11 protein-coding genes are annotated in these 11,598 nt (G+C 73.6%); 5 read left to right on the top strand and 6 right to left on the bottom strand.

All coding sequences use genetic code 11. From position 1 onward, the window contains the following. A partial coding sequence (locus SSNG_RS29280; RefSeq protein ID WP_042802208.1) for an FAD-dependent oxidoreductase occupies positions 1-482 on the bottom strand: 482 nt, incomplete at its 3' end. A gap of 137 nt (positions 483-619) precedes the next feature. On the opposite strand from SSNG_RS29280, the gene SSNG_RS29275 reads away from it, so the two are divergent. Beyond that, positions 620-1,153, top strand: coding sequence for an NUDIX domain-containing protein (locus SSNG_RS29275; protein WP_007267547.1), 534 nt, complete (start codon positions 620-622; stop codon positions 1,151-1,153). Here the strand turns inward: SSNG_RS29275 and SSNG_RS29270 are convergent. From SSNG_RS29270 to SSNG_RS29260, 3 genes are all read right to left on the bottom strand, one after another. After that, on the bottom strand, positions 1,150-3,240 hold the full coding sequence (locus tag SSNG_RS29270) for a DHA2 family efflux MFS transporter permease subunit (protein WP_007267546.1): 2,091 nt from the start codon (positions 3,238-3,240) through the stop codon (positions 1,150-1,152). The genes SSNG_RS29275 and SSNG_RS29270 overlap by 4 nt on opposite strands. A gap of 51 nt (positions 3,241-3,291) precedes the next feature. Then, the gene (locus SSNG_RS29265) at positions 3,292-4,647 is read right to left on the bottom strand and encodes a 6-phospho-beta-glucosidase (protein WP_042804316.1); all 1,356 of its coding nucleotides are present in this window, start codon (positions 4,645-4,647) and stop codon (positions 3,292-3,294) included. 240 nt (positions 4,648-4,887) lie between these two features. Then, positions 4,888-5,760, bottom strand: a complete 873-nt coding sequence (locus SSNG_RS29260; protein WP_007267544.1) for a helix-turn-helix domain-containing protein — start codon at positions 5,758-5,760, stop codon at positions 4,888-4,890. A 332-nt stretch (positions 5,761-6,092) separates the two neighbouring features. Here SSNG_RS29260 and SSNG_RS29255 point away from each other — a divergent pair, with 332 nt between their 5' ends. The 3 genes from SSNG_RS29255 to SSNG_RS29245 all read left to right on the top strand — a co-directional run bounded on the left by SSNG_RS29255 (position 6,093) and on the right by SSNG_RS29245 (position 8,555). After that, positions 6,093-6,761, top strand: coding sequence for a helix-turn-helix transcriptional regulator (locus tag SSNG_RS29255; protein WP_007267543.1), 669 nt, complete (start codon positions 6,093-6,095; stop codon positions 6,759-6,761). A gap of 64 nt (positions 6,762-6,825) precedes the next feature. Next, the gene (locus tag SSNG_RS29250; RefSeq protein ID WP_063749922.1) at positions 6,826-7,383 is read left to right on the top strand and encodes a hypothetical protein; all 558 of its coding nucleotides are present in this window, start codon (positions 6,826-6,828) and stop codon (positions 7,381-7,383) included. Further along, complete coding sequence (locus SSNG_RS29245) at positions 7,380-8,555, top strand: MAB_1171c family putative transporter (protein ID WP_007267541.1); 1,176 nt, start codon at positions 7,380-7,382, stop codon at positions 8,553-8,555. The genes SSNG_RS29250 and SSNG_RS29245 overlap by 4 nt, the downstream gene beginning before the upstream one ends. 75 nt (positions 8,556-8,630) lie before the next feature. On the opposite strand, the gene SSNG_RS29240 is transcribed toward SSNG_RS29245, so the two are convergent. Together SSNG_RS29240 and SSNG_RS44990 are read right to left on the bottom strand one after the other, a co-directional pair. Beyond that, positions 8,631-9,407, bottom strand: coding sequence for a DUF4239 domain-containing protein (locus tag SSNG_RS29240; protein WP_042802206.1), 777 nt, complete (start codon positions 9,405-9,407; stop codon positions 8,631-8,633). 100 nt (positions 9,408-9,507) lie between these two features. Then, on the bottom strand, positions 9,508-10,080 hold the full coding sequence (locus SSNG_RS44990; protein WP_042802204.1) for a hypothetical protein: 573 nt from the start codon (positions 10,078-10,080) through the stop codon (positions 9,508-9,510). 398 nt (positions 10,081-10,478) lie between these two features. Between SSNG_RS44990 and SSNG_RS29230 the strand changes: the two genes are divergently transcribed. After that, positions 10,479-11,598, top strand: a 1,120-nt coding sequence (locus SSNG_RS29230; RefSeq protein WP_063749974.1) for a YfcC family protein, incomplete at its 3' end; no start/stop codon positions are given.

Below are 11,598 nucleotides of genomic sequence, written 5' to 3'. Positions count from 1 at the left end.
TCCCGCGCATCCCCCGCATCCCCCGCAGCCCCCACCGGCCCCTCATCCCGCGTCAGGCCGACGACGGGCTCCCCGTACCGCACCACCACGCCCGGCTCCGCCCGCACGGCGGTGGCCAGCGCGCTCTCCAGCACGATCCGGCGGGCCTGGATCATCACCAGGTCCTCGTCCCCCGGCCGCGCGGGCGGCCGCACCTCGAACCAGTCCAGCTCGTGCCGTTCGCGGGCGCCCAGCCGGAGCAGCTCGGCGTGCACGTCGGGCAGTTCGGCGCGCAGCAGCCGGCGGGCGGCGCCGAGCAGGACGTGCGGCTGCGCCGCCTGCGGTACGCCCGAGCGGCGCCAGCCGAAGAAGTCCCGGTCGAGGGCGGTGCCCGGGGCGCGGGTGTCGCGTTCGAAGACCTCGGCGGTATGCCCCCGGCGGGCCGCGAGGAGGGCGGTCGCGAGCCCGGCGATCCCTCCGCCGATGACCAGCAGATGTGCCATGGCTACCCCCGAACCGGCGTCCCGTACGACGATCTGACCGCCCAGAGCCTGCGCGTGCGGGCCCCTATTTTTTTTTCGTACACCCGTCCGAGGGGTCCGGCGGGTAGACGCGCCGCCCCACCGGCGAAGATGACCCCATGGCCAGCGAACACGAGAACGCCCCCGGCGCCGCCGGATCCCGCCCCGAAGGCTCCCCGCCCGCCCGCGCCGTCGCCGGGATCCACGCGACCGTCGGCGTCGGGCTGATCGTCGTCGGCCCCGACGGCCGGGTCCTGCTCGGGCAGGCCCACGACGGGAACTGGGAGCTGCCCGGCGGCAAGGTGGACCCCGGGGAGCGCTTCGAGGAGACCGCCGCCCGCGAGCTGGCGGAGGAGACCTCCCTGCGGGCCGACCCCGGGGACGTGGAGCTGCTCGCCGTCCAGCTGTCCGCGGACCCCGCGCCGCCGACCCGCCTGACGGTGGCCGCCCTCACCCGTTCGGCCGCGGGCGTCCCGGCCGTCACCGAGCCGCACAAGATCACCCGCTGGCAGTGGTTCGCCCCGGAGGAGATCCCCGGCGCCCTCTACCCTCCGTCGGCGGCCGTCCTGCGCGTCTGGCGCCCCGGCCTCCGGACCCTGCCGCCCGCCCCCTCGCACGACTACCCCACCGGAACCGGCAGCACGGCCTTCTAGGCGGTGCGCCGGGGCGCGAAGTTGCCCTCGCCCAGGTCCTCGGCCAGCAGCCGCTTGGCGATCGCGTCCGCCGCCGCCCGCAGTTCCTCGCTGCGCGGGCGGCCGCGGTCCTGCTCCAGCCTGTCGCCCAGCCAGTCCGCCCAGGCCCGGGAGATCACGGCGGCCTCGCGCTCGCCCGCCCGGGTGTGGGCGAAGAAGCCGTTCTGCCGCGTCAGGAACCCCTCCTCCACCATCCGGTCGAACACCGGCAGCAGCACCTCCGGCGGCAGCGACAGCCGTGAGGCGATCAGCCCCAGGCCGGCGTGCCCCACGGTCCGGGTCATCAGGTCCACCTGCATCACCGCCCACGCCCCCGCCATGTCCAGGCGCGTGTCGGAGGCGTTGACGATGGCCCGGGCCGTGTCGGGCCCCATGTTCCGCACGAGCTTGCCGACCGCCAGCTCCAGCAGCTTGGCCGAGTCCCCCGAGGCCGTGGCCGGGGAGGCGAAGCCGTCGCCGATGTCGGTCGAGCCCGCCCGGGCGCTGTCGCGCAGCCGGACCTGCTTGAGGAACAGGGCGACGACGAAGCCCACGGCGGCCACCGGTACCGTCCACAGGAACACGGTGTGCAGGGCGTCGGCGTACGCGTCGATGACCGGGCCCGACGCGGCCGGGTCGAGCCCGTGCACCCCCTGCGGGCTCTGCGCGGCGGCCCCGATGCGGGCCGGGTCGGTGCCGGTGGCGCGGGCGGCCTCGGCGACCCCGGCCTCCAGTTCGGGCTCCAGGCTGTTGGCGTAGAGCGTGCCGAAGACGGCGGTCCCGAAGGAGCTGCCGAGCGTACGGAAGAAGGTGACCCCGGAGGTCGCCGTGCCGAGGTCGGCGTAGTCCACGGTGTTCTGCACGGCGATGGTCAGCACCTGCATGCACAGGCCGATGCCGGCGCCGAGCACGAACATGTACGCGGACTCCAGCCAGGCGCCGGTGCCGGGCCCCATCAGCGACAGCAGGTAGAGCCCGGCGCCCATCACCGCGCAGCCGACGATGGGGTAGATCCGGTACCGGCCGGTCTTGGAGGTGGCGTTGCCGCTGAAGACGGACGCGATGAGCAGGCCGATGACCAGCGGCAGGGTCCGTACGCCGGACAGGGTGGCGGAGTCCCCGTCCACGTACTGGAGGTAGGTCGGCAGGAAGGTCATCGCGCCGAGCATGGCGAAGCCGACGACGAAGCTGAGGACGGAGCAGACCGTGAAGACGGGGTTGCGGAAGAGCCGCATCGGCAGCATCGGTTCGGCCGCCCGGGTCTCGGCCAGGCAGAACAGGGCGAGGGCCAGCGCGCCGCCCGCGAACAGGCCGATGATCACCGGCGAGCTCCAGGCGTACTCGTTGCCGCCCCAGCTGGTGGCCAGGATCAGGGCGCTCGCTCCCGCGGCGACGAGGGCGATGCCCAGGTAGTCGATGACGGGCCGGCCGACGGCGCGTACCGAGGGGATGGTGCGGGCGGCGGCCGCGACGACGACGACCGCGACGGGGACGTTGACGTAGAAGGCCCAGCGCCAGCTGAGGTGGTCGGTGAACAGGCCGCCCAGCAGCGGTCCGATGACGGTGGCGACACCGAAGACGGCGCCGATGGCGCCCTGGTACTTGCCGCGTTCGCGCAGCGGGACGACGTCGGCGATCAGCGCCATGGAGGTGACCATCAGGCCGCCGGCGCCGATGCCCTGGAGGCCCCGCCACAGGATGAGCAGGGTCATGTTGCCGGCGAGGCCGCACAGGAACGATCCGGTGATGAAGACGACGGCGGAGATCTGAAAGATGATCTTCCGGCCGAAGAGGTCGCCGAACTTGCCGACCAGGACGGTCGCGACGGTCTCCGCCAGGAGGTACGCGGTCACCACCCAGGCCATGTGGGCCGCGCCGCCGAGGTCGGCGACGATGGTGGGCAGGGCCGTGCCCACGATCGTCTGGTCGAGCGCGGCCAGCAGCACGCCCAGCATGATCGTGCCGAAGACGACGTTGCGCCGCCGCCGGTCCAGCACGGGGGGCGCCGCGGCGACGGCGCGGGCAGTGGTCACATCTCGCACTCTCACAGCGCCCCCACGGCACCGCATGCCGCAAGCCTCCGTACGGGTGAAACCCCGCACCCGGCTCCGGCGCGGGCGTCAGCGCAGGTACGCCAGGCCCGGGTGTTCCGCCGCGTACCCGTCCAGCAGCCGCCGGGCCACCGCCACGGAGTCCACCAGCGGGTGCAGCGCGAAGGCCTTCACCGCGTCGGCGCGGGAGCCGCTCGCGGCGGCGGCCAGCACCGCCCGCTCGGCCGCCTTGACCGAGGTGACCAGACCCACCGCGTGCAGCGGCAGCGGTGCCACCGACACCGGGTGGGCGCCGTTCGCGTCGACCAGGCAGGGCACCTCGATGACCGCCTCGGGGTCCAGCACGGACAGGGTGGCGCCGTTGCGGACGTTGAGGATCAGCGTGGCCCGCTCGTCGCGGGCGATGGCCCGCATCAGGGCGAGGGCGACCTTCTCGTAGCCGCCGGACTCCAGGTCGCTCTCCTCGCGCTCTCCCACGCCGGCCACCTCGCGGTTCTCCGCCATGTACGTGGCCTCGCGCTCGGCCCGGGTCCGGTCCCAGGCCGCCAGGGCCGCCCCGGCGGGCTGACCCGGCCTGCCGGCCTCGGCGTAGAAGCCGCGCTGCTGGTCGCGCAGGAAGGCGCCGCGGGTCTGCTTCGCCTCCTGGTAGGCGCGTACCGTGTCACGGTTGAAGTAGTAGTAGTGCAGGTACTCGTTGGGGATCGCGCCGAGCGAGCGCAGCCAGTCGGCGCCGAAGAGGCGCCCCTCCTCGAAGGACTCCAGGGCCTCGGGGTCGGCCAGCAGCCGGGGGAGTTCGTCGCGCCCGCCGATCCGCAGGCCGCGCACCCAGCCGAGGTGGTTGAGGCCGACGTAGTCGATCCAGGCCTCACCGGGCCGGGCGCCGAGCAGCCGGGCGATCCGGCGGCCGAGCCCGACGGGCGAGTCGCAGATGCCGATGACCCGGTCGCCCAGTTCCTCGGCCATGGCCTCCGTGACCACCCCGGCGGGGTTGGTGAAGTTGATCACCCACGCGTCCGGGGCGCCGCGGGCGATCCTGCGCGCGATCTCCCGGGCCACGGGCACCGTCCGCAGGCCGTACGCGATCCCGCCGGCGCCCACCGTCTCCTGGCCCAGCACTCCCTCGGCCAGCGCGATCCGCTCGTCGGCGGCGCGGCCCTCCAGGCCGCCGACGCGGATGGCGGAGAAGACGAAGTCAGCTCCGCGCAGGGCCTCGTCCAGGTCCCCGGTGGCGGTGACGGCCGGGGCGTCCGCCGCCCCGGAGGCCGCGGCCTGGTCGGCGAGGACCCGGGCCATGGCGGTGAGCCGGGCGGGATCCTCGTCGTAGAGGGTCACATGGGACACCCTGCCCTCGGCGCGGTCCGCCAGCAGGGCCCCGTAGACGAGCGGGACGCGGAATCCGCCCCCGCCGAGGATGGTCAAGCGCATGCCCATTTCCGCCCTTCCGCCGTCGTGGCCGCGGCCACGGCCCGGGGCTGCCCCGGGCACGGGCGAAGCCACGGCTCCGGCGGCACCGCCGGAGTGCCACGGTCCGTGGCATTCGCGCGGTGTCGCGGATCGTGGCATCCGCAGGCACCGAACCAGGCAGTCGGTATGGCACCGTGCCACCGACCCCGCCCCGGCACGGGCCGTGGCGCGTGCTTCAGGGGACCAGTCTCCCCTGCGGCGTCACTCCCCCAGCGGCGGCACGGCCCGCAGACGGGCGCCCTGCTGCTGCGGGAAGCCCCCTCCGCCGCGCACCGGACCGGCCGGCAGGCCCTGCGGGGCCGAGAGCACGAGGGTGATCCGGGTGAGGCCCATGCCCTCCAGCATTCGGCTGGATTCCGCCACCATCCGGCACCGCACCAGACCCCAGCCGGGGTCGGGGTGGCGCACCGTCCGCACCGCGCCGTCGAGTTCGGCGGCGTCCTCCCCGTGGGTGGTCAGCCAGTGCGGGACGCCGTAGCGGTAGGCGGCCTCCATGAACGGGTCCCGGGCCACCTCCTGACGGATGCTCCGCAGCCCCTCGTCCTCAGGGGCCTCGGCCAGGGCGGTCGCGAACCGGGCCAGCAGCGGCACGCACCAGGCCGGTTCGTGGTCCTCCAGCACGGCCGCGGCGTCCGGGTGGAACAGCACGAAGCGCAGGAAGTTGTCGTCCGGCAGGGCCGTCGGGTGGGGGCGGACCGACTGGAACAGCCGGTCGAAGGCCGAGTTGGTGAGGGCCACGTCCCAGCGGTGGTCCACCAGGAAGCTCGGGTAGGGCACGGCCTCCATGAGGGCCGCGTAGTCGACCAGGTAGTCGCGCTGGGCCGGGTCCTGGGGCAGCCGGTTCTCCTCGGCCGCGCGCCAGGTGGGCGGCGGGTCCCGGTCGACCATGACCCGGAACAGCCAGAAGCACTGCCGCTCGCTCATCTCCAAGGCCTCGGCCAGGGCGAGGAGTTTGCGGTCCGTCCACTCCTTGACGAGTCCGCGTTCCCAGTTTCCGTACGCGCGCACGCTGATGCGCAACCGCGACGCGACGTCCTCCTGACTCAGGCCCAGTTCTTCTCGGCGCTGGCGCAAAATCTCCTTGCGCCGCTCCGTTCGCACTGCGCCGCGGGGCTCTTCGCCCGCCAGGCGCTCCTCACCGGCTCGGACGAGGCCATCAGACGGGCCCACCGCTGCGAGATGTGGCACCGAGAGCTCCCCCTCCTCAACGGTCTGGATCTTCATTTCCGTGTGGCGATCCTGCTACCGACTTCATTCGAGTGTCAACTATTGTGGCAATTCCAGCCGAGCGACAGCTCATTCCCGCCACAGCTGTGGCAAGTTCTGGCTCTCCCAAAACAAACCGGATAGATTCCTCTAGGCCGACCACGTGCCCACTGACCTCGCGCGATCTAGGAGAACCACTGGTGACAGACGGCTTCCCGGCTCCCGTCGCGGTGGCCAACGCGCCCCTGGCAGCAACCGTCACGCGGGTCGCCGAACTGGCGAACAAAATGGGCCGCGACCCGAACCAGGTCTTCGACCTCCGCCGGCTCTCCGAGGCCTCCGGGGTTCCCACCGACGTGATCAGGACCCTGCTCGAAGGCCGGCGGGCGGGCGAGCCCGATCTCCAGGCGCGTTTCCTCCAGCGCCTCGACCTGCTCCGGCGGACCCGGGTCAAACCCAACGGGCGCCGCTACACGCAGCAGGAGATCGCCGACGGCGCCGGCATGTCCCGGCAGCAGGCCGGCGCCCTCATCAACGGCGACCGGCGGCCCACGATGGAGCACTGCGACGCCATCCAGCGGTTCTTCGGCGTACACGCGGGCTTCCTCACCGCCCATGACGCCGACGCCCTCACGGACGCCCTCCAGCGCACCGAGCAGCAGCTGCTCCAGGACTTCGCCGGGCGCGAGCGGCAGACCGTACCGGCGGAGGCGGCTTCGGCGGGCGATCCGCTGGCAAGACTCCTGCAGAACCACGGCGTACGGGGCATCGCCTGGCGCGCCGCCCAACTGCCCAGCGACAAGCACCGGGACAAGGTGACCGAATGGCTGGACATGCTTCTCGAAAGCGTCAAACCGAACGAATCATGACCCAGTCGAAAGTCTGGATCTGATCCTTGAGTCCTGATCCGGATCCGCGCCGACGGGGAGAACGGTGAGCATAGGCAGAGCGCAGCGGCGGTTGTGCGCGGAGCTGGTGTCCGGCATCAAGCTGGCCGCCCCCGTGGAACCACTGGACCTCTACGCCGCCCTCTGCGAGGGCATGAGCAGACACCGCGGCCGCCCGGTGGAGTTCCGGATGGCCGCGTTCCCGCAGGGGACCGCGAGCGGCCTCTGGCTCGACATGGCGGACCGGGACCTGGTGGTCATCGAAGAGCGCACCGCGCCCGACCACCAGCTCGTGATCCTCGGCCACGAGCTGTGGCACATGAAGGCCGGCCACTGCAGCCACCACGTCGACGGGGCCGCCGTGGCCGCCCGCCTGCTGACCGACGCCGCCGACCTCGGCGAGACCGTCCGCAGCGTCGCCGCCCGCACCCGGGCCGACGTCCAGGAGGAGACGGAGGCCGAGAGCTTCGGCCTCCTGCTGGGCAGCCGCTGCCGCACCTGGCTGGCCGGTTCTGCGGGCCACCGGCCACCGGCCCAGCGGGACGAACTGGCCGGCCGGATCGAGACCTCGCTCGGCTACCGGGGGCGCAGGAACGACCGTTGAGCGGACCGGACTACTACATCCCGGCTGCCGCGATGGCAGTGGCCCTCGTGTGCAAGCTGCCGGCGCTGCGCGCCAACGGGCGCGATCCGCTCCTGCGGTCCGTTTTCGTCCTGCTCCTCCTCGGCGGCTCGGTCTTCACCTTCGCCGCCCCGCCCACCATCGCCGCCGTCAACCGCTGGACCGGCGTCCCCAACGTCTCCGCCCCGCTCGTCTACTGCCTGATGACCGCCTTCAGCGCCTCCTGCCTCGTCCTGATGTTCAACTGGCGCGGCGGCCCGGCGGAGGAGATCCGGCGCACCTCGCAGCGCTGGATCGCGGGCTACTCCGTGGTCATCGCGGCCATCGTCGTCCTCTTCGCCCTCGGTGACGCCCCCGTCGAGCGGCTGCGGGACTTCGACACCTACTACGCGAACACGCCCTACATCCGGCTGATGATCACGGCCTACCTGCTGGCGCACAACGCCGCCGTGCTGATGATGGTGTCGATGTGCTGGCGCTGGTCCCTGCGGGTCGGCGGCTGGCTCCGGGCCGGACTGGTGATCATCGTCGCCGGGTACACCATCAGCCTCGCCTACGACGCGTCCAAGATGTCCGCCGTCGCCGCCCGCTGGCTGGGCCACGACCTGGACTACCTCAGCACCTACCTCGCCCCGCCGCTGGCCGCCTTCGCCGCCCTCGTCAGCTCCGTGGGCTTCGTCCTGCCGCTGGTGTGCCAGCGCGTGTCGGACAGCTGGCGCACCTGGAGCACCTACCGCCACCTCGGCGCGCTGTGGCACGAGGTGCAGAGCACCGCGCCCCGCGGCACGCCCTGCGTACGGATGTCCTGGTGGTCCCCGGCCTCGATCCGGGTGATCCAGCGGGAGTCCGACATCCACGACGGCTTCCTGCGCCTGGGCCCGGCCTTCGACCGGCACCACCGCGACACCGCCTACGAAGGGGCGCGGGCGGCCGGGGCGGACGAGGAGACGGCCCGCGCCGTGGCGGACGCGGCGATGGTGGTGGCCGCCGTACGGGCCACCACCGCGGCCCCGGAGGGGGCCGGGAGCGGCGACGAGGAGCGGGTGGCGCTGCTGGCCGACGGGCCGCGCGACCTCGTCCGGATCTCGCACGCCCTGCGGCACTCGCCGCTCGTGGCCGCCGTACGGCGGCAGGAGGCCCCGGCGGGGAGCTGAGCGCCGCCGCACGGGGCCCGGCGCGGACGCTCAGCGGGGGCCCCGGCGCGGGGCTCAGCAGGCGCTCAGCAGGCGTCAGCGGGAGGCCGTCACCGACAGGGCCGGGAACAGGTCCTGGAAGGGGCCTGCGGAGTCGGTCCCGTCCCGCCCGTAGGGGGCGTCGAAGCTCCACACCATGAACAGCAGGAACACGATCAGCGCGCTGAACAGCCCGGCCAGCAGCAGCTCGCGCCCCGAGCGCCGGATCTGCAGGGTGAAGATCAGCCCGATGGTGACGAGGCCGCCGACGACCAGCCCGAACCAGACCACGCTCGGCAGGGTGGACTCGTCGCTCTGCGTGCGCGAGTGCCGGGCGTCGTCCGCGGCCGCGATGTGGTCGAGCAGCGGTTGGTAGGCCTGCGCCTGGAGCTCGTTGGCGGGGCTCTGGTGGGTGACGTCGGTGCGCAGCCTGCCGAGCAGCTGCGCCCCCTCGGCGGAGGCGTCCTGGCCGGAGACCAGCCGCGGCCAGTCCACGCTGACGGTGTGGGCGACGTACGCGTCCACCTCGCCGCGGATCCGGTCGCGGACGGGCCCGGGGTAGACGTCGGCCCGCTGGGTGACCTCGTACAGCGACTGGGCCTCACGGCGGACGCTGTCCTCGGCCGCACCGCGCGCCTCCCAGACGCCGGCGATGGCCAGGCCCAGGACGATCGCGTAGACCACGCCGACCATCATCGTCATGTACTCGATGACGTCGGGGGTTTCGCTGGTGTCCTCGTCGTCCGCGACCCGGCGGTGCCGGACCACGGTCATGGCGAGGACGAGGGCGCAGACGAGCGCCATGGCGATGGCCAGGACCAGCCATTCGGACACGAGGGATCTCCCGTTCGTGGGTGCGTGGATGCGTGTGCGTGGATGCGGGGACGCGGGGATGCGGGGACGCGGGGATGCGTGGGGGGGGGCGCCGGGGACGTCAGCTCCGGCTCTTGGAGCGGGGGCGCAGCGCGGCGGCGGCCAGCACGGCCGGGGTGGTCATGACCACCATCAGCATCATGGTGCTCAGTCCGTCCGGGCCGCGCCGCGCCAGGGCCGCCGAGTGGTACGGGCGCACGTGGAACCTGCTCACCCGTTCGGCGGCGGCTGCGGCCCCGGGCGGGGCGGTGGCATCGGCCGGGGCCGGCCCCGGCTGCGGGTCCGCCGCCGGCGGAGCCTGCGGCGGCTGCGCCGGCCCGCCGGGCACCGCCGCCCCGGGCGCGGGCCGCTCCGCCAGCCCCGGCGCGTCGCCGGGGTGGCGCACCGTGGGCCGGACGGCGCCGGGCACCGTCACCCGTACGGGCGGCCGCGCCGACGGGGTCCCCGGCCGCGCCACGGGCGGGGGCGGCATGGCGGGCGGCCGTACCGCGGGCGGCTTCGGCGGCCCGCCGGGCACGCACACGTCGACCCGGGCCCCGTGGCCGTGGCCGTCGCCCGCGACCGCCACATGGCCGTGCAGCGGGCAGAGCGCGGCCACCAGCCCCGCCCCGGCGAAGTACTGCCAAGCCGTCACCGCGGTCCTCCCGATCCGGCAGCCGACATGAGGGTTACGGCTGAAGAAACGATCAAGGCCCGCCTTCGGACACGCGCCGGACAGGTCAAGATCCTTGTGCGACGCCTCACTTCGCCCCGTGCGCGGGACCTCCGGGCCGGACCGGCGGGCTTGGCCCTCACCCGCGCGGCCCAGCACACCACGCCGCCCGTCGCCCGCCCGGCCGATGATCGGAGCAACGAGCGGCAGAGGGACGGTGGCGCGTGACAGCAGACGATCGGCCCCCTTCCGCGAGGCCCCGGCCGGAACCGGCGCCACGGCCGGAACCGAAGCCGCAGCCGCAACCGGGGCCGGAACCCGGGCCTGAACCGGAACCGGAGCCGGCCGCCCCCGCCAAGGGGCTCCGCTTCCCCAGCGCGCTGACCGTCCTGGCCCTGGTCACGGTCGCCGTCTGGCTGCTGGCCTTCCTCGTCCCCGCCGGGCTTTACGACCGCGGGGAGAACGGCGCGCCCGTCGCCGGCACCTACCACCGCGTCGAGGGCGACCGGAGCCTCACCGACCGGCTGGACGACCTCTTCCTCGCCCCGGTCAACGGCCTCTACGGCATCCAGGACACCGCCACCGGCGAGGTGGGCCCGGGGTTCACCGGCGCCCTGTACGGCAGCGCGGGCGTCTTCCTCTTCGTCCTCGCCATCGGCGCGTTCATCACCGTCGTCTTCGCCACCGGGGCCCTGGACCGGGGCATCGCCCTCCTCGCGCACCGGCTCCGCGACCGCGGGGCCCTGCTGATCACCGCGGTGATGGTGGTCTTCTCGGTCCTCGGCACCGTCGAGGGCTTCGCGGAGGAGACCCTCGGCTTCTACGGCCTGCTGGTGCCGATGATGCTGGCGCTGGGCTACGACCGGCTCGTCGCGGTCGGGGCGTCCATCCTGGGCGCGGGCATCGGCGTGCTGTGCTCCACCGTGAACCCCTTCGCCACGGGCGTGGCTTCCTCGGCCGCGGGCATCTCCCTCGGCGACGGCATCCTGCTGCGCGGCGCCATGTGGGTGGTGCTGACCGCCGTCACCGTCCTGTACGTCGTCCGCTACGCGCGGCGCGTCCAGCGGGACCCGGAGAGGTCCCTGTGCGGCTTCCTGCCGGGCGACCTGACGCGGAAGGCGGCCGCCGACGCCGATGTGGAGCCGGAGCTGACGCGGCTGCACAAGGCGGTCCTGGTGCTGCTCGTCCTGGTCTTCGCCTTCATGATCTTCTCGGTGGTGCCCTGGTCGAGCGCCCTCACCGGGAAGGCCGACGCCACCCCCTACGGCTGGGAGCTGGACTGGTCCTTCCCCCAGCTGTCCGCGCTGTTCCTGTGCGCCGCAGTGCTCGTGGGGCTGGTGGCGCGGATGGGCGAGGCGAAGCTCAGCTCCACGGTCGTCCGGGGCGCCGCCGACTTCATCTCCCCGGCCCTGGTCATCATGCTGGCGCGCGGCGTCACCGTGATCATGAACAACTCCAAGATCACCGCCACCGTCCTGCACTCCATCGAGGGCGTCGTCA

It is taken from the genome of Streptomyces sp. C (assembly GCF_000158895.1).
Taxonomy (GTDB): Bacteria; Actinomycetota; Actinomycetes; order Streptomycetales; family Streptomycetaceae; genus Streptomyces; species Streptomyces racemochromogenes.
The sequence above is the reverse complement of the archived record's forward strand: the minus strand, read 5'-3'. Positions and strand labels throughout refer to the sequence as shown.